A 20,384-nucleotide genomic window follows, 5' to 3' on the forward strand; every position below is an offset into this window, starting at 1 on the left:
CGGGGTCCGAAGAGGGGTTGGACGAGGAGTTGGACGAGGAGTCAGAAGGGGTCGAAGACGTCATGGTCGTCGGATCCTCACCGTTCGTTGTCGTGGTCGGGGCCGCCGTACGCGGCGTCTTCGGAGTCGGGGCCGCCGTACGCGGCGTCCTCGTCGTACGCGGTCTCCTCGAGTTCGCTCAGCACCTGGTCCTCCACCAGCTCCGCCAGGGCGGCGACGGTGCGGGAGACCAGGACGTCGCGGGGGGTGAGCGTGACGGCGAACGCGTCGTTGGCGCGGGAGGCGATGAGCAGGGCGCGCAGCGAGTCGCCGCCGAGCAGGAAGTAGTCGTCCTCGGCGCCCACGGCCCTCTGGAGGGTCTCCTCCCAGATGGCCGCCACCGCTTCCTCGGTGGGGGTGCGGGGTGCCACGTACTCGGGCCGTTCCCGCTCCTCCTCGGCCGGTGCCGGGGCGGGCAGGGCGGCCCGGTCGGTCTTGCCGTTCTCGGTGAGCGGGAAGCGGTCGAGCACCACGAACGCGGACGGCACCATGTACCCGGGCAGCGAGCGGGCGGCCAGTTCCCGCAGTTCCGCCGGGACCGGCGATTCCGCGTCAGAGGCCGTGAGCAGGTGGGCGACCAGGCGCGGCAGGCCCGGTTCGTCCTCGCGTACCGTCACCACGGCGTCCAGCACACCCGGATGGCGGACCAGGGTCGCCTCGACCTCGCCCGCCTCGATGCGGTGGCCGCGCAGCTTGAGCTGGTGGTCCGTACGGCCCAGGTAGTGCAGTTCGCCGGCGCTGTCGCGGCGCACCAGGTCGCCGGTGCGGTACATGCGGGTCCCGGGCGGCCCGAACGGGTCGGCGGTGAAGCGGGACGCGGTCAGACCGGGTCGGCCGAGGTAGCCGCGGGCCAGTGCCGGTCCGCTCAGCCAGAGTTCGCCGGTGACGCCGTCGGGGACCGGCCGCAGGCGGGCGTCGAGGACATAGGCGCCGGTGGCGGGCAGCGGGCGGCCGATGGGCGGTGCGCTGCCGTCCGCGGCCAGCGGTGCGGACCAGGTGGCGACGACGGTGGCCTCGGTGGGGCCGTAGGAGTTGACCATACGGTGGTGAGGCGCCCAGCGTGCGACGAGTTCGGGGCCGCACGCGTCGGCGCCGACGATCAGGGTCTTCAGGTCCGGCAGCGTGCCGGGGGTGTCGGGCGGCAGCGTGGCGAGCGCGGCGGGCGGAAGCAGGGTGTGCGTGACGCGTCCGGCCCGCAGGACGTCGGCGAGTTCGGCGCCGAGCAGCGGTCCCGGCCGGGGTACGACGAGACGGGCACCGTGCGGCAGTGACGCGCACAGCTCAAGGACGCAGGCGTCGAAGCTGGGCGTGGCGAAGGCAAGCACCCGGTCTCCCGGGGTGACTTGGTAGTGGGCGGCCTCGGCGGCGCTGAACGCGGCGAGCCCGCGGTGGGTGACGACGACACCCTTGGGCGTACCGGTGGAGCCGGAGGTGTAGATGACGTACGCCGGGTCGTCCAGGTCGAGCGGGCGGGTCCGGTCGGCGTCGGTGGGCCGGTGTCCGGGGACGCCGTCCGGCGCGGCGGCGAGCAGGTCGGCGATCTCCAGGGCGTCGAGGGTGAGGGTGGGGGCGGCGTCGCTCAGCATCAGGGCGATCCGCTCCTTCGGGTAGGCCGGGTCGACGGGCAGGAACGCGGCGCCCGCCTTCGTCACCGCCAGTTGGGCAAGGACCATGTCCGTCGAGCGGGGCAGCAGGAGTGCGACGAGGTCGCCGGGTCCGGTGCCCCGGGCGATGAGCCGGTGCGCAAGGCGGTTGGCCCGGTCCTCCGCCTCCGCGAAGCTCAGCGGCGCGCCGCCCGTGCCGCCCGAGCCGCCCGCGTCAAGGGCATCGAGCGCTTCGAGCGCGGTTGCGGTCGGCCATCGGTCGACGGCGGCCTCGACGAGGGCGGGCAGGGTGGCGGCGGGCACCGGGCCGGTCGCGGGGCGGATCGGGCCGCGCAGCAGCCGGTCGCGCTGCGCCGGTGGCAGGACGTCGAGGTCGTCCAGGCGGGCGGTGCCGTCCGAGGCGGCCAGGACGTCCAGGGTGTGCAGCAGCTGCCCGGCCAGCGATTCGGCGTTGGACTCTTCGAAGTACCGCGGGTCGTAGCCGAGTTCGACGGTCAGCCGGTCGCCGGGCGAGACGACCACGGTGAGCGGGTAGTTGGTGGCCTCCCGGGCGTCCAGGTCCCGCAGGACGAGTCCGTGGGCGCCCGCGGTCGCGTCGCCGACGGGGTAGTTCTCGAAGACCACCAGGCTGTCGAACAGGTCGGTGCCGGGCGGCAGTTCGCCGAGGGCGTTCAGCGTGGTGAGGGGCAGGTGGTCGTGGCGGCGGTCCTCGGCGCGGGCCTCCTGGAAGGCGCGCAGCCAGGCGCCGCAGTCGGCGCCGCCGTCGACCTCGGTGCGGGCGGGCAGGGTGGTGATGAACAGGCCGGTGATGGTGTCGGCGCCGGGCAGATCGGCGGGCCGTCCGGAGACGGTGGTGCCGAAGCAGACCTCCCGTTCCCCGCTCCACCGTGCGAGGAGCAGTGCCCAGGCGCCCTGCACCAGGGTGTTGAGGGTGAGGCGCTGCCGACGGGCGAACTCCTGGATGCGGCTGGTCCGTTCGGTGTCGAGCCACTGGGACAGCCAGGTGCCGGAGCGGGCCGTGGCGTCCGGGGCGGGCCGCCGGTCGTACGGCAGCGGGGTCGGGCCGCGCAGACCGGACAGGGCGGCGCGCCAGTGCTCCTGCGCCTCGTGGGTCTCTCGGGCGGCGAGCCAGCCGGCGTAGTCCGCGAACGGCCTGCGTTCGGGCAGGTGGGGCTGCTCGCCGCGGGTGAGGGCGGCATGCGCTGCCGTGACGTCGGACAGGACGTGGAAGACGCTCCAGCCGTCCAGCAGGACGTGGTGGAAGGTCCACACCACGCGGACCGCGTCCGGCCCGATCCTGACCAGGGCGAGCCGCAGCAGCGGGGCGCGGTCCAGGGCGATGCCCCGGGCCCGCTCGTCGGCGAGCAGCCGTTCCAGCTCCGCGTCGTGCCGGTCCGCCGGGACCGCGCTCCAGTCGTGCTGGGTGACCGGCAGCGTCACGTCCCGGTGGACCACCTGGAGGGGCACGGGTACGCCGCGCAGCGCGACGGAGGTGCGCAGCACGGGGGTGCGGTCGACGACGTGCTGCCAGGCGGCGGCCAGGGTCCGCGGGTCGTGGGCGCCGTCCGCCACGAATGTGATCTGCTCGACGTACAGGCCGTGTTCCGCCTCGTCCAGACCGTGCATCACCATGCCGGTCTGGGTGGGCGTGAGCGGATAGACGTCCGCCACGTCCGCTCCGTCGCCGACGAGCCGGTCGACGCCCGCCTGGTCCAGCGGGGCGAGCGGGAAGTCGGCGGGGGTGCGGCCGCCGGCGCCGGGCTCGGCGCAGTGCCGGACGATGACGCGCAGTTCGTCGGTCAGCTCGTCCGCCAGCCGGATGACGGTCTCCCGGTCGTGCACCTCGCGGGAGTACGACCAGGTGAACTCCAGCCGCTCCGCGCTCACTGTGCCGAGTACGTCGAGGAGGTACGGCCGCTGCGCCGACCGGTCCATGCCGCCAGCGAGACCCCCGTAGGGCGTGTGCAGCAGGCCGCCCGGGGTGCCGGTGCGGTCCTGTCGGCCCAGGTAGTTGAAGCAGACCGGCGGCAGGGCGGGCAGTTCGCGCCCGGCCGTGGGGTGCAGGAAGCGCAGCGCGCCGTAGCCGAGTCCGCCGTGCGGCACGGCCCGCAAGTTCTCCTTGACGGCCTTCAGCACGGTGCCGGTGTCCGCGTCGCGGGGCACGTCCAGGGCGACGGGGTACATGGCGGTGAACCAGCCGGTGGTCCGGGCGAGGTCGGTGTCCTCGAACAGTTCCTCGCGGCCGTGTCCCTCCAGGGTCACCGCCACCCGGTCCTGCCCGGTCCAGCGGGCCAGGACCCGGCCAAGGGCGCTCAGCAGGACGTCGTTGACGCGGGTGCGGTACACGTCCGGCACGTCCTGGAGCAGCCGACGGGTCTCCTCGGCGTCGAGGCCTACGGTCACGCTCTCCTCGTCGGCGACGGTGTTCGCGCCGCCGGGGCGGTCGACGGGCAGCGCGGCGGCGTCATCGTCGACCCCGCGCCAGTGGGCGAGTTCACCGTCAAAACCGCCCACCTCGGTGTGCTCGGCGAGCCGCCGCGCCCACGTCCGGAACGACGTGCTCTTCGGGGCGAGGGCGGGCCGTGCGCCGTCGCGCAGCGCGTCGTAAGCGGCGTCCAGGTCCTCCAGGACCAGGCGCCAGGACACCGCGTCCACGACCAGGTGGTGGGCGGCGAGCAGCAGCACCGGCCGCCCACCGTCGCCCGTCCGGCACAGCGCGGCCCGCAGCAGCGGTCCACGGGCCAGGTCGAAGTCCGCGCCCAAGGCGTCGGCCACCTCCTCCGGGGCCGTCCGGTCGTGCACCTCCAGGTGGACGTCACGGTCGCCGGGCGGGGTGCCGTACTGCCGCCAGCGTCCGTCGCCGAGCGGCTCGAAGCGCATCCGCAGTGCGTCGTGGTGCTCCAGTACGGCGGAGAGGGCGGCGCGCAGCAGTGCCTCGTCGGGATCGGCGGCCAGCTCGAAGGAGACCGTCTGGCTGAAGTGGGCGGGGTCGCCCGTGAGGGTGTCCAGAAGCCAGTGCTGTACGGGGGTGAGCGGGGCGTCACCGGTTACCGGGCCCTGCTCGGCGGCGGCTCCGCCGGTGTCGGGCACCCGCTCGGCCACGGCGGCGAGTTCGGCGAGCGTCTGGTGGGTGAACAGGTGCCGGGGCGTGAGGCTGAGCCCGGCCCGGCGGGCGGCGGAGACGATCTGAATACCGAGAACGGAGTCGCCGCCGAGCGTGAAGTAGTTGTCCTCCGCTCCGACTTCGGGTACGCCGAGCACCTCGCACCAGATGCCCGCGAGGGTCTGCTCGGCCTCGGTACGCGGCGCCCGGCCCCCCGTGCCGACGGTCGGCGCCCCCCACTCGGGCACGGGCAGCGCCCGGCGGTCGAGCTTGCCGGTGGCCCCGAGCGGCAGCCGCTCCAGCGGGACGACGAGGGCGGGCAGCAGGTGGTCCGGGAGACTCCGGGCGAGGAAGGCGCGGAGTTCACCGGTGTCGGGCAGGGGGGCGGGGCGGTGCTGTGCGTGACCGGCGGGGGCCGGTCGGCTCGTCGGGTGGCCCTCCACATGCCCAGCGGAGGCCAGTTGGTTCGTCGGGCCGTCCTCCGCATGACCGGCGGAGGCCGGTCGGCTCGTCGGGCCGTCCTCCACATGACCGGGCCTCCGCTGGCTCGTCAGGCGGTGCTCCGCAGGACCGGCGGAGGCCGGACGGCCCGTCGAGTGATCCTCCACGTCACCAGCGGGAGCCGGACTGCCCGTCGGGCGGTCCCCCACATCACCGGCCGAAGCCGGACTGCCCGTCAGGCGGTCCCCCACATCACCACCAGGGACCGGACGGCCCGTCAGGCGGTCCCCCACGTCATCACCAGCAGCCGACCGGGTCTGCGGATCGTCGGCCGGGCCGGCGGCCCCCGCATCCTCAGTGGACACGGGCAGGACCGTCACGCCGCCGGCCACGCCGGCATGCTCGGCGGACACGGGCAGGACCGCCCCGTGAGGCACCACGTACCCGATCAGGCGCCGGTGCCCGCCGTGTTCGACGACGCGGGCCGCTGCCGCCGCCACCGCCGGGTGGCAGGCCAGCGCCGCCTCCACCTCGCCGAGTTCGATACGGAAGCCCCGCACCTTGACCTGATCGTCGCCGCGGCCGAGGTAGACGAGGTCGCCGTCGGCCGTCCAGCGGACCAGGTCGCCGGTGCGGTACATGCGGCTGCCGGGCGGGCCGAACGGGTCGGGCAGGAACCGGGCGGCGGTCAGGCCGGGGCGGCGCAGGTAGCCGCGGGCGACACCGGTTCCGGCGAGGAACAGTTCGCCGGGCGCGCCGGCGGGCACCGGGCGCATTCGCTCGTCCAGGGCGTAGGCGCGGGCGCCGCCGAGCGGTCGGCCGATCGGCGGGTCGCGGTCGGGGTCGGCGGGGTCGCAGGTGAAGGCGGTGGCGTAGACGGTGGCCTCGGTGGGGCCGTAGATGTTGTGCACCTGGCTGTCGGCCACGGCCGCGCGGACCCGGCCGACGGTCCGGGCGGGCAGCCCCTCCCCAGCGAGGACGACGGTGTCCGCGGTGAGGTGGACGGCGTCCTCGGCGAGCAGCCGGTCCAGGGCCGAGGGCACCGCGCTGAGCAGTCCGGCCCGCCAGGGTCCGGTGCGTTCGGCGAGGGCAAGGAGGTCGCGGACGATCTCCACGCAGCCGCCGGAAAGCAGCGGCGAGAAGATCTCGAAGACCGACACGTCGAAGTTGAGCGAGGTGGAGGCCACCACGTGCTCAAGGCCGCGCCCGGTGAACTCGGCCGCCGCCCAGTCGGTCAGGGCACGCACGGACGCGTGGCTGACGACCACTCCCTTGGGGTGGCCGGTCGAGCCGGAGGTGTGGATGACGTAGGCCGGGTGCGCGGGCAGCAGGGTGGTGTGGCGTTCGGCGTCGCCGACAGGGGTGTCCGGCAGGTCGGTGCCGGGCTCCTGGTCAAGATCAAGCATGATCCGGGCGTGTGGCCCTTCAGGCAGTCGGCCCGCGGTCTCGGCGGCCGTGATCACGGCGTCCGGCCGTACGTCGTCGAAGAGGAACGCGACGCGCTCGGCGGGGTACTGCGGGTCGACCGGCAGGTACCCGGCGCCGCTCTTGAGCACCGCGAGGAGCGCCACGACCAGGTCGGCGGTGCGGGGCAGGCAGAGTGCGACGAAGCGCTCGGGTCCGGCGCCGGAGGCGATGAGCAGCCGGGCCAGCCTGCTGGAGCGGGCGTCGAGTTCGCGGTAGCTGAGGCAGGTGTCGGCGTGGCGGACGGCCGGGGCGTCGGGAGTGCGCTCCACCTGCCGCCGGAACGCCTCCGGCAGGGTGTCGTACGGTGCCTCGGCCACCCGTCCGCCGAACCGGGTCACCAGGTCGCGTCCCTCGGCCGGGTCGAGGAGGGCCAGGTCGGCCAGGCGGCGGTCCGGCGCGTCGGCCATACCGGTCAGCAGGGTGCGCAGGCTCTCTCCGAGCGCCTCCACCGTGTCGGCGTCGAAGGCGGCCGGGTCGTAGTCCAGGTTCACGGCCAGCGTCTCGCCGGGCGCGACGACCACGCTGAGCGGGTAGTTCGTCGGTTCCAGGTCCCGCTCCCCCTCCATCGCCAGACCGTGCCGGGCCATGGCGCCTTCGTCGAAGGGGTAGTTCTCGAAGACCACGAGGGAGTCGAACAGGCTGGTGCCGCCGGGCACGTCGCTCCACGACTGCACCTGCGCCAGCGACACGAAGTCGTGGCGCCGGGCCTCCACCTGGGCGTCCTGGAGTTCGCGCAGCCAGTCAAGCAGCGCGCGCCGCCCGTCGACGCGTGCCCGGACGGGCAGGGTGTTGATGAACAGGCCGACCATCGAGGTGACACCGGGCAGGTCGGCGGGCCTGCCGGAGACGGTCGTACCGAACACCACGTCCTCGCCGCCGCCGTAACGGGACAGTAGTAGCGCCCACGCGCCCTGGACGACCGTGTTGAGGGTCAGTCCGGCCCGTTGGGCGGTCTCCCGCAGCCGTGCCGAGACGTCCACGCCGAGGGCCATCCGCACGGACTCGGAGGAGGAGGCGCGGTGGGCCTCGGTGGGCCGCCGGTCGCGGGGCAGTTCGGTGGGCGCCTGGAAGCCCGCGAGGGTGGTGCGCCAGTACCGTTCGGCGCGGTCGGTGTCCTGCCCGGCCAGCCAGCGCAGGTAGTCGGCGAAGGGCCGCCGGTCGGGCAGCTGCGGGCGGTGTCCCGCGGTCAGGGCGGCGTACCGCTCGCATACTTCTTCGAAGACCTGGGCGGCGCTCCAGCCGTCGAGCAGGACGTGGTGGAAGGTCCACACCAGCCGGACCCGGTCCGCCGTGAGCCGGATCAGCATCAGCCGCATCAGGGGCGCGGCGCCCAGATTGATGCCGGCCTCCCGGTCCTCGGCGAGCAGACGGTCCAGCTCCCGTGTGCCGCGCTCGACGGACCATCCGGACCAGTCGTGGTGGGTGACGGGCACGGTGGCCCGGTGCCGGACGACTTGGAGGGGCTCCGCGGTCTCCAGCCACGTCAGGTGGGTGCGCAGCACCGGGTTGGCGTCGGCGGTGTGCTGCCAAGCCTGTGCGAGCGCGTGCGGGTCGGTGACGCCGGACAGTACGAGCTGCACCTGGTTGACGTACGTACGGTTGTCGGCGTCGAGCAGGCTGTGGAAGAGCATGCCTGCCTGCATCGGCGTCAGCGGGTAGACGTCCGCGACGTCCCGGCCGTCCCCGGCGATCCGGTCCACGGCGGCCTGGTCGAGGCGGGCCAGCGGGAAGTCCGACGGGGTACGGCCGCCCGCGTCCGGCAGCGCGCAGTGCGCGACGATGTCGCCGAGCGCCCGCAGCATGGCATCGGCCAGCGCGGTGACGGTCTCCTCGTGGTGCCGTCCGGCGCTGTAGTACCAGGTGATCTCCAGCTGGTCGTCCTCGACCCGGGCCACGACATCCATAAGATGCGGCCGTTCGGTGTCCGGGGCCTCGGCTCCGCCCAGGCCGCCAGGCACTGCCGCGACGAGGGTGCCTTCGTCGGCGGACCAGTCGAAGCGGCCCAGGTAGTTGAAGCTGATGCCGGGTTCGGGCGCGTCGGTGAGCCGGTCCTCGCGGGCGAGGTGGCGCAGTACGCCGTAGCCGATTCCGCGGTCGGGTACGGCGTGCAGCTGCTCCTTCACCGATTTCAACGCGGTGCCCCAGGACCCGGCCGGGACGGACAGCGCGAGGGGAAAGAGGGAGGTGAACCAGCCGACGGTGCGGGACAGGTCGACGTCCTCGAACAGCTGGTCCTCGCGGCCGTGCCCTTCCAGGCCGACGGCGACGGTGTCGCGTCCGGTCCAGTCGCCGAGGGCCCGGCCCAGCGCGGTGAGCAGGACGTCGTCGACGCGGGTGCGGTAGACGCCGGGGACGCGGCGCAGGAGGCCGTCGGTGTGTTCGCGGTCGAGGCGGACGGTGACCTCGCGGACGTCGGCCGTGGTGTTGCCGCCGTCGAGGTCCACGGGCAGCGGGTCGGCGCAGGCCCGGGCGGTGCGCTCCCAGTGGCCGAGCTGCGCGGCGAAGCGGTCGTCGTCGCGCAGTCGGGCGGCCCACTCCTGTACGGAGGTGGTGCGGGCGGGCAGCCGTACGGGTTCGCCGGAGGCGGCCTGCCGGTAGGCGGTCTCCAGGTCCTCCAGGAGGATGCGCCAGGAGACGCCGTCGATCACCAGGTGGTGGGCGACGAGCAGCAGCCGGGCGGGCCGGGCGCCGTCGGCGGTGAAGAGCCGGGCGGTGAGCAACGGGCCGGTGTCGAGGCGCAGTCCGGTGTGCGCCGCCGTGGTGGCGCACTCCTCGTCCGCCGGATCGTGGACCTTGAGCAGGTCGGGTATCGGGCCGTCGGCGGCGGCGATGTCCTGCCGCCAGGGTCCCTCCCGGGCGCCCTCGTCGTCGAGGAGGAACCGGGCGCGCAGGGCGTCGTGGTGCGTCCACAGGGCGGTGAGGGCGGTGCGCAGGGCGTTCTGGTCGACGGCGTCGCCCGTCTCGATGACGACGGACTGGTTGAAGAAGTCGGGGTGCGCCGGGCGCGGGTCGAGGAACCAGTGCTGGATCGGGAGGAGGTCCGCCGCTCCGGTGACGGGTTCGGTACCGGCGACGGCGGGTGCGGCGCCGCCGGTGGCGGCGGCCAGTTCGGCCACGCTGGGGTGCCGGAAGAGGTCACGGGGGCTGAGCGCGAGTCCTGCGGCGCGGGCCCGGGACACCACCTGGATGCTGAGGATGGAGTCGCCGCCCAGCATGAAGAAGTTGTCGTCCACACCGACTTGTGCCACGCCGAGCAGCTCGGCCCAGATCCCGGCGAGGACGCGCTCCGCCTCGGTGCGCGGGGCGCGGTGGGCCTGTTCGCCGCCCGCCGCCCAGTCGGGTGCGGGCAGCCGCCGCCGGTCGACCTTGCCGTTGTCTGTCAGGGGCAGCTCGGGCACGGTGACGAACGCGGCGGGCAGCATGTAGTCGGGCAGTCCGGCCGCCAGGTGGGTGCGCAACCCGGCGGCGGAGGGCGGTTCGGCGGCGCCGGTCGGCACGACGTGGGCGGCAAGCCGCTTGCGTCCGCCGTCCTCGTACAGGGATACGACGGCCTCGGCGACGGCCGGGTGGGCGGTGAGCCGCGCCTCGATCTCGGCGGGTTCGACACGGAAGCCGCGGATCTTGATCTGGTCGTCCGCGCGGCCGACGAAGTGCAGTTCGCCGTCGGCGCTCCAGCGCACGATGTCGCCGGTGCGGTACATGCGGGTGCCGGGCGGGCCGTAGGGGTCGGCGAGGTAGCGGGCGGCGGTCGCGCCGGGCCGCCCCGCGTAGCCGCGGGCCAGGCCGGCGCCGGCGATGTACAGCTCGCCGGGGATGCCCGGCGGCTGCGGCTGGAGGGTGCCGTCAAGGACGTACACGCGGGTGTTGTCGAGCGGGCGTCCGATGGGCAGCACCGCGGGCAGCGGGTCGCCGGAGCGGAAGACGCGGCGGGTGGCGAAGGTGGTGGTCTCGGTGGGGCCGTATCCGTCGACGACGGTCAGTCCGGGGCAGGCGTCGAGGACCCGGCGCACCACCGCGCCCGGCACCGCTTCACCGCCCGTCCACACCTCTCGGGCGCCGCGCAGGCAGCCGGGGTCCTCCTGGGCGAGGAGGCGGAACAGGCCCGCGGTCAGCCACAGGCAGCTCACCCGCTGCCTGGTGATGGCGTGCCGGACCTGGGCGGCGTCCAGGTCGGCGGGCGGGGCGAGGACGGCCGTGCCGCCGCGCAGCAGCGGCACCCACACCTCGTAGGTTGAGGCGTCGAAGGCGTGCGGTGAGTGGACGAGGACGCGGTCGTGCCCGGCGAAGGCCCGGTCGAGGGCGAGCGCGGCGACGTCCCGCTGGCGTACCGCGACGCCCTTGGGCGTGCCGGTGGAGCCCGAGGTGAACATCAGGTACTGGACGTTGTCGGGGTGCAGGGCCCGGTCGGACGCGGGGCCGGTAGGACCGGTGGGGCTGGCGGGGCTGGTGTGACCAGCGGGACCGCTGGGGCCAGTGGCCTCGAAGGCGGCGTCGGCGCGCAGGACGCCGTCGCCCGGCAGCACCTCGCGGGCCGTCGTCTCCCAGGCGGCATCGGTGAGCAGCAGGCCGGCCCCGGCCTCCGCCAGGGTCCGGCGCAGCCGCTCGGCCGGTGCCCTGCCGTCCAGCGGCACGTACACGCCGCCGGTGCGCACGAGCGCCAGCTGGGTGACGATCAGGTCGACGGAGCGGTCCATGAGGACGCCGACCGGGTGTTCCGGACGTACTCCTGCCTCAGCCAGCTGTGCCGCCAATCGGGCGGCGCGGGCGTCGAGTTCGCGGTAGGTGAGGTGCTCGTCCCCGGCTTCCAGGGCCACGGCGTCGGGAGTGCGGCGCACCTGGGCGGTGAAGAGGTCGGCGACGGTGCTGTCGGGCAGGTCGGTGGCGGTGTCGTTCCAGGTGCGCAGGACCTGTTCGCGGCGGTCCGGGCCGAGCAGCGGCAGCCGGGCGGGCGGGCGCCCCGAGCCAGTGGTCATGCCGGTGAGCAGGACGGTCAGGTACTCGGCCATGCGCCCGGCCGTGTCGGCGTCGAACAGCTCGGGGTCGTAACCGAGGCGCAGGACCAGCTCCGTACCCGGGTAAGCGGTGAGGCTGAGTGGGTAGTTGGTGGTCTCGACACCTTCCAGGCCGCTCAGGCGCAGTCCGTGGGTGGCGGCGAGGTCGTCGTCCACCGGGTAGTTCTCGAAGACGACGATGCTGTCGAACAGCGCGACGCGCTCGGGGAGTTGGGTGTACGTCTTCATCCGGGTGAGCGGCAGGTGGTCGAAGCGCCGGTCCTCGCTCTGGTCGTGCTGGAGCGCGCGCAGCCAGTCGAGCAGGGTGCCGTGGCCGGGGACGGTGACCCGGGTGGGCAGGGTGGTGATGAACAGGCCGGTCATGGCCTCGGCGCCGGGCAGTTCGGGCGGTCGGCCGGAGACGGTGGTGCCGAACACCACGTCGTCGCGGCCCGCCTGCCGGGCGAGGAGCAGTGCCCAGGCGCCCTGTACCAGGGTGTTGAGGGTGAGGCCGGAGGTGCGGGCCAGTTCTTCCAGCGCCCGGGTGGTGGCCGCGGGCAGTGTGCCGTGGACCGCGTGTGTGGACTCGGCGCGGTGGGCCTCGCGCGGCTCACGGTCGTAGGGCAGCGGCGTGGCCTCGGTCAGGCCGGACAGGCGGCGCCGCCAGTGCCGTTCGGCCGCTTCCATGTCGCGCCGCCGCAGCCAGGACACGTACTCCCGGTAGGGCGGGCGGTGCGGGAGGGTGGCGGTGTCGGGTCCGGCGTGGTGGGCGAAGACGTCCGAGAGCACCTGGAACATGCTCCAGCCGTCAAGGAGCAGATGGTGGAAGGACCACACCACGCGCACGGCGGTGGCGGAGACGCGGGCGAGCAGGAGGCGCTGGAGCGGGGCCCGCCCGAGGTCGATGCCGTCGGCGCGGTCCCGGGCCAGCAGGTCGTCGAGGCGGGCGCGGCGCTCGTCCTCCGTCAGGTCGCGCCAGTCCACGTGGGTGACGGGCACGGCCGCGTGGCGCTCCACCACCAGGAGCGGTTCGGGTACGTCCTGCCAGACGACCCGGCCGCGCAGCACGTCGGTACGGTCGGTGACGTGCTGCCAGGCCGCGGCGAGGGCCGCCGGGTCGGGCACGCCGTCGAGGACGAACGTCAGCTGCTGGACGTAGACGCCGCTGTCGTCCTGGGACAGGCCGTGGAAGAGCATGCCCGCCTGGGTGGGCGTGAGCGGCAGGACATCGGCCACCGCGGCCGGGTCCGCGCCGGTGATCCGGTCCACGGCGGCCTGGTCGAGCAGGGCCAGCGGGAAGTCGGACGGCGTACGCCCCGCGGCGCCCGGCCGGGCGGCGTGCCGGGCCAGATCGCTGAGCGCGTCGCTGAAGCGCCCGGCGAGGTCCGCGACCGTGTCCTTGCGGCCCGGCAGGTCGGCGTAGAGCCAGGTGAACTCCAGCGCGTCGCCCACGAGTTGGCCGACGACCTCAAGGACGTGCGGGCGCTCGGCCGCCGGGTCGGCGTCCAGTTCCAGGGGGCGTACGGTGCCCCGGTAGAGGCTGTCGGGGTCTTCCGGCGTGTCCATGCGGCCCAGGTAGTTGAAGCTGATCCGCGCGTCCGCGGTGCGCGGCGCCGCCCCGGGACCGGCCAGCCGGAGCAGCGCGTCGTGGCCGAGGCCGTTGCGTGGTACGGCGCGCAACTGCTCCTTGACCTGTTTCAGTACGGTGTCCCAGCCGGCGTCCTCGGGGACGGCGAGCGTGACGGGGTACCGGGTCGTGAACCAGCCGACCGTGCGGCTGATGTCCAGCTCGCCGAAGAGCTCCTCGCGGCCGTGCCCCTCGACGTCGACCACCACCCGCTCCCGGCCGCCCCAGCCGCACAGGGCCCGGCCGAGCGCGCCGAGCAGGACGTCGTTGGCCTGGGTGCGGTAGGTGTCGGGCAGGGTGCGCAGCAGGGCCGCGGTCTCCTCGGTGCCGAGGCGCACGGTGAGCGACCTCTGCTCTGCGTATGTACCGCGGTCGCCCGTCAGTTGGGCGGGCGGGGTGGGCCCGGCGGCGGGGAGCGCCTCGGCCCAGTACGCGCGCTCGTCGTCGAAGCCGCCGTCCGCCGCGTGGGCGCTCAGCCTGCGGGCCCACTGCCGCAGCGGCGAGGACTTCGCGGGCAGTGCCGCGGCGCCGTCCTGGCCCGCGCGGCGGGCCCGGTAGGCGCGGTCCAGGTCTTCGAGGAGCAGCCGCCAGGAGACTCCGTCGACCACCAGGTGGTGCACGGCGAGGTGCAGCACGCGGGGCACGTCGGCGCCGGTGTCGGCGCCTGGGTCGTGCAGTACGGCCCGCAGCAGCGGTCCCCGGGCGAGGTCGAACGGGCCGAGGTGCGGGGTGTCCGTCTCCGGGCCGGTGTGGCGTGCCAGTTGGAGGCGGGTGGTCTGCTCGTCGATGCGCCAGCCCACCGGCTCACCGGCGCTGAAGCGGGAGCGCAGGGCGTCGTGGTGGGTGACCAGGTCGTTCAGCGCGTCCTCCAGCGCCGCCGGGTCCAGGTCGGCGGGCATCCGCAGGGACAGCGCCTGGGAGAAGTGGCCGGCGTGTTCGCCGACGGCGTCGAACAGCCAGTGCTGGATGGGCGTCAGGGGGGCCGTGCCGGTGGCCGCCTCCGGCGCGGGCGCGGCTTCGCGCGGGCCCGCCGCCGCGTCCGCGCGGTGCGCGAGGGCGGCCACGGTCTGGTGCTGGTAGAGGTCCCGTGAGGTGAGCGGCAGGCCCTCCTGCCGGGCGCGGGCCACTACCTGGATGCTGAGGATCGAGTCGCCGCCGAGTTCGAAGAAGTTGTCGTCGACGCCGACGCGTTCCTCCCGCAGCACCTCCGCCCAGATCCCGGCGAGGGTGCCCTCGGTGGGTGTGCGGGGCGCGACGTGGCGTACCGCGCGCACGGCGGGGCCGGGGCTGGGGAGCCGGCCGCGGTCGAGCTTGCCGTTGGGGTTGAGCGGCAGGGCGTCCAGTACGACGACGGTCGTCGGGACCATGTAGTCGGGCAGCGTACGTCCCAGGTCGCGGCGCACCGCCGCGGGTTCGGTGTGCTGCCCGGTGGCCGGGACGACGTAACCGATCAGGCGGCGGTTGCCGTCGCCGTCGGTGGCGGCGAGGGCGGCCGCCTCGGCCACGCCCGCGCAGCCGCGCAGCGCCTCCTCCACCTCGCCCAGTTCGATGCGGAAGCCGCGCACCTTGACCTGCTGGTCCGTCCGGCCCACGTATTCGAGTACGCCGTCGGAGCGTCGGCGCACCAGGTCGCCGGTGCGGTACATGCGCTCCCCCGGCGCGCCGAACGGGTCGGCGACGAACCGGGCGGCGGTCAGTCCGGGCCGGTTCAGATAGCCGCGGGCCAGGCCGCCGCCCCCGAGGTACAGCTCGCCGGGGACGCCGACGGGCTGCGGCCGCAGGGCGGTGTCCAGTACGTAGGTGCGAGTGAGCGCCACCGGGTCGCCGATGGGCGGGGCCTGCTCCGGCAGCCGGTCACCGCCGAACCAGGCGGTGGCGTACACGGTGGCCTCGGTGGGGCCGTAGACGTTGGCGATCCGGCAGCCGGGCATGGCGGCCCGTACGTCCTGCGCGGTCTGCGCGGGCAGGGCCTCCCCGGCGAGGACGACGGTGTCGGCGGTCAGGGGTGCCGTGCCGTCCGCGACGAGCCGGGAGACGACGGACGGCACGCCGCTGAGCAGAGTGGCGCGCCGGGGCCCGGTGCCGTCGGCGAGGGCGGTCAGGTCGGCGACCACCTCGACGGTGCCACCGGCCACCAGAGGGCAGATCAGTTCGAACACCGAGACGTCGAAGTTGAGGGAGGTGGAGGCGATCACATGGGCCAGGCCCTCGGGCCCGAACCGCTCCCCCGCCCACGCGGCCAGCGCGGCGGCACTGCGGTGGCTGACCACCACGCCCTTGGGGCGGCCCGTGGAACCCGAGGTGTAGATGACGTACGCGGGATGGTCCGGCAGCAGCGGCCGGAGCCGGTCGGCGTCGGTCAGCGCGGTCTCGGTCAGAGCGGTGTCGGTCACCGCGGCGTCGGTCACCGCGGCGTCGGGCGCGTCCGGCGCGGCGCAGTCCTCAAGGAGCAGCGGTACGCACTCGGGGGGCAGCGCGGAGGCGGTCTCCCGGGTGGCGAGGACGAGGGCGGGCCGGGCGTCGTCGAGCATGAGGCGGACCCGCTCGGCGGGATAGGCCGGGTCGACCGGCAGGTATCCGGCGCCCGAGGCGAGCACCGCCCACAGCACGGGCACGAGGTCGGCGGAGCGCGGCAGGCAGAGCGCGACCAGGTTCTCGGGTCCGGCGCCGCGCGCGACGAGCAGCCGGGCAAGGCGGGACGCGCGCCGGGCGACTTCGGCGTAGTCGAACCGGACCCCGCCGCAGACGACGGCGGTACGGTCCGGGGTCCGGGCCGCTTGGGCGTGCAGCAGTGCGGGCAGCGTGCCGTACTCGTTCTCCCGCGCCGCGCGGGCGGGCGGATTCCAGCTCTCCACCAGCGCGCGCTGCTCCTCGGCCGCCAGCATGGGCAGTTCGGCCAGCGTGCGGCCCGGGCCGTCCGCCATGCCCTCGAGCAGCCGGTGCAGGTGGGCGGTCATCCGGATCACGGTCGCCGCGTCGAACAGGTCCTTGTTGTACTCCACGGTCAGCACACAGCCGCCGTCCGCGTCCGGCGTGAACTCCAGGACCAGGTCGAAGCGGGCGGCCGGGCGGGGCAGCGGGTGTCCGGTGACGCGCAGACCACCGGCGAGCGGAGGTGCGGGAGAGGCGGTCTGCTGCACGACGAGCACCTGCACCAGCGGGGTGCGGCTCGGGTCGCGGGGCGGGGCCAGCTCCTCGACCACCCGGTCGAACGGAACCCCGTCGTGGGCGAAGGCGTCAAGCACCGTCGTCCGCATCGTCTCCACGAACCGGTCCACGGTCGTCCGTTCGTCCACTTCGCCACGGAGCACCACGGTGTTGGCGAAGAAGCCCGGCACGTCCTCCAGGTCCCGGCGGCCGCGCCCGTTGGTGACGGTGCCGAGCGCGATGTCCCGCTGTCCCGAGTAGCGGGAGAACAGCAGCGCGGCGGCGCCCGCGAACAGGGTGAACGCCGTGGTACCGCGGCCCGCGGCCAGTTGCCGCAGCCGGGACGTCAACTCCTCGGGCAGCACGTGCCGGTGGGTCGCGCCGACGGTGGTGCGCTCGGCGGGGCGCGGCCGGTCCGTGGGCAGCTCCAGGTGCTGGAGGCCCGCCAGGTGTCGCTTCCAGTAGGCCAGGTCGGCGGTGTCCACGTCACCGGCCCGCTGTCGGCGCTCCCAGACCGCGAAGTCCGGGTACTGAACGACGGGTGGCGTCAGTCCGTCCGGCTCACCGGTGGCCTCCGCGTGGTAGAGGGCGGCGAGTTCACGGGTGAGGATGCCGACCGACCAGCCGTCGGTGACGATGTGGTGCTGGGCCAGGAGCAGCAGGTGCTCATCGGCGGCGAGCCGGACGAGCAGCGCCCGGGTGAGCGGTCCGGCCGCCAGGTCGAACGGGCGGCCCAGTTCCTTGGTGAGCAGCCCCTCGGCGGCCTCGGCGCGGCGTGCGTCGGGTACGCCGGTGAGATCGGCCGTGCGCAGGGGTACGTCCGGCTCCGGCGCGACCCGCTGGACGCCCTGGCCGTCGATCGTGGGGAACGTGGTGCGCAGGGAGTCGTGCCGGGCCGCGAGACGGAGCAGGGAGCGGCGCAGCGCGTCCGGGTCCAGGGCGCCGCGCAGCCTGAGAGAGACGCCGGTGTTGTACTCGGTTCCGCCGTCGGTGAGATCGTCCAGGTACCACAACCGCCGCTGCGCGCTGGAAAGTGGCAGCCTGCCCTCGCGGGGGGCCGGCGGGATCGGCTCCAGCGGCGCGGCCGCCGACGGGTCGGCGAGCAGGGGCGCGAGCGCGGCGATCGTCCGCGCGGTGAACACGTCCCGCACGGTCAGCCGGACGCCCAGGTCGTCCCGGACGCGGGCGAGCAGACGGGCGGCGAGGATCGACTCACCGCCCAGGTCGAAGAAGTCGTCGGTGACCCCGACCGCGTCGACGCCCAGGACATCCGCCCAGATCCCGGCGAGGGCCCACTCCTCGGCCGACCGCGGCGGCACATGGCCGACCGATACCGACCGCTCCGGCGCGGGCAGGGCCCGCCGGTCGATCTTGTGCTGCGGGGTGAGGGGCATCCGGTCAAGGACCACGATGGCGGACGGCACCATGTGCCCGGGCAGCATGGCCCCGATGGCGGCGCGCAGGGCGGCCGGGTCTAGGGGGTGCGGGGCGGGGGCGGGGGCGGGAAGGCTGTTGGAGACCACCGTGTCGTCCGGGGCGGTCGGGCCGGTGGGGCCGGTCGGGGCGGTCGGGGCGGTCGGGGCGGTCGGGGCGGTCGGGGCGACGGTGGCGCCGTTGGGGTCGGTGGGGGCGGTCGGGCCGTGGGCGCCGGTGGGGCCCCCGTGGTCGGTCGAGCCTACGGTGGTGCCATGGACGCCGGTGGCGCCGTCGGGACTGTTGGCGCCGTCGGGGCTGGCGGGGCTGGCGGGGCTGGCGGGGCTGGCGGGGCTGGCGGGGCTGGCGGGCGCAGTCTGGGGGGCGGCGGTGACGTAGGCGACGAGGCGCTGATGGCCAGGCACGTCCTCGCGGACCACGACCACGGCCTCGCCGACAGCACCGTCGCCGGCCCGGCGCAACGCCGCCTCGATCTCGCCCGGCTCGATCCGGAAGCCGCGGATCTTCACCTGCCGGTCAAGGCGGCCCAGGAACTCCAGCTCCCCCTCGGCGTTCCACCGCACCCGGTCACCGGTGCGGTACAGACGCGCTCCGGGCGTGCCGAAGGGATCGGCGACGAACCGCGCCGCCGTCAGGCCGGGGCGGCCCAGGTAGCCGCGGGCCACCGCGTCACCGCCCACGAACAACTCGCCGTCGGCGCCGGGCGGCACGGGCCGCATCGCGGCGTCCAGGACGTACACCCGGGTGTGCGGAAGAGCGCCGCCGATCGTCGGCGTACCGCTGCCCGCGGTGAGCGGCCCGGTCCACGTGGCGACGATGGTGGTTTCGGTCGGGCCATAGGAGTTGATCATCCGGCGGCCGGGTGCCCAGCGGTCCACGAGCCCGGCCGGGCAGGCCTCGGCGCCCACGATCAGCGTGCGCAGGTGGCGGGCGGTGCCCAACGCGGGGTCGGGCAGAGAGGCCAGCGCGGCGGGCGGGATGAGGGCGTGGGTGATGCGGTGCTCCTCCAGGACCGCGGCGAGTTCGTCGCCCAGCCAGGGCCCGTGCGGCGGTACGACGAGCGTGGCACCGGACAGGACGGAGATGAACAGCTCCAGGACGGAGGCGTCGAAGCTCGGCGACGAGAACTGGAGCACCCGGCCCCCGGGACCCACCGCGTACCGTTCGGCGGCGGCCGCGGTGAAGCCGCCGATGCCGCGGTGGGTCACCGTCACGCCCTTGGGGGTGCCGGTGGAACCGGAGGTGTAGATGACGTAGGCCGCGTGGTCCGCGTCGACGCCTGGGCCGTCCGTGTGTCCCGCTCCCTCTTCGGTCTCCAGCAGTTCGCGCACCTGGCGCGGATCGTCCAGGGTGAGCGCGGGCGCGGCGTCGGCGAGCATCAGCGCACGGCGCTCGGCGGGGTAGGCGGGGTCCACGGGCAGGAAGGCGGCGCCCGCCCGAGCGACGGCCAGCTCCGCCGCGATCAGCTCCATGGAGCGCGGCAGGACCAGGGCCACCACCCGGTCCGGCCCCGCTCCCCGGCCTATCAGGTGCGCGGCCAACCGGTCGGTACGGTCGGCCAGTTCACGGTAGGTCCAGGTCCGTCGGCCGTCGGTGAGGGCCGGTGCGTCCGGGGTTCGGATCACCCAGACGGTGAACAACTCGCCGAGCGTCGGATACGCCGGAGCCGCCGCGTTCTCCGACGCGTCGGCGGTGGGGCCGCCCTGCGGCAGGGAGGACGCCGGTGCGGGCTTGTCGTGCAGGTCCGTCATGGGTGAAGTCCTTCTGGAGAGCGGGGCGATGCGGCGCGGGCCACGCGGACGATCCCGGCCTCGCCTCGTGGGCGGTGCGCTGGATCGGACGTGACACACCGGGTGTGCGCGGCGGTGCGGTGGAACGGGATGGTGACCTGGTGGGGAGCGGACGGGATACGGCGGGGTGGTGCGGTGACCGACGAGCGTGCGCAGGTGACTGAGCCGTGGCTCCGACGAACGACTCACCGGTCCCGGTGTTCGGCCACCCTGGCGAGCGGCCCACCACCGGGACCGCCGGGACCGCCGGGAGAGCCAAGGCATCCGGCGACCGCGGCCACCGGCGGCGCCCGAGCCCACCGGGGTTCGGCCACCGGACCCCCGAGCCCGGTGGCCGAACCCCGGAACCCGGAGACCGAGCCCCCCCGACCCGGAGACCGAACCCCCGAACCCTGGGGCCGAACCACCGGCATTGGCAGCCGATCCACCCGACCGCGGTGACCGGAACGGCACGGCCCGAGGGCCAGAAACACTCGGCTCACCGACCGACCCGCCGCCCGAGCGCCCGAGCGACCGAGCGACCGACCACCGGCTCCCGTCGATCCGACCCCCCGGCCCACCACCGGGCCCGCCTGCGGGCCCGGTCAGCGGTCCGGTGACCGGTATCGCCGGAGCCGACCGGTGCCCGGCGGACCGGTGTGCCGCCACCGTGGCCCGGCAGTGGCCCCACCGGACGCCGCCGCAGTGGTCCAGCGACGGTGACCCGCCGGTCCGGACTGGCCACGTCGAACCGCCACCGGA

1 protein-coding gene is annotated in these 20,384 nt (G+C 74.8%); it reads right to left on the minus strand.

Annotated features, from left to right (window positions below; all coding sequences use genetic code 11):
• Positions 1 to 77 precede the first annotated feature (77 nt).
• On the minus strand, positions 78 to 19,604 hold the full coding sequence (locus ACWDVB_RS10440) for a non-ribosomal peptide synthase/polyketide synthase (RefSeq protein ID WP_451514306.1): 19,527 nt from the start codon (positions 19,602 to 19,604) through the stop codon (positions 78 to 80).
• Positions 19,605 to 20,384: the final 780 nt, after the last annotated feature.

It is taken from the genome of Streptomyces sp. NPDC003379, from assembly GCF_053589195.1.

Excerpts from the sequence above, each read along its gene's own strand:
- ACWDVB_RS10440 (WP_451514306.1), bottom strand. The coding sequence starts at position 19,604 with ATGACGGACCTGCACGACAAGCCCGCACCGGCGTCCTCCCTGCCGCAG.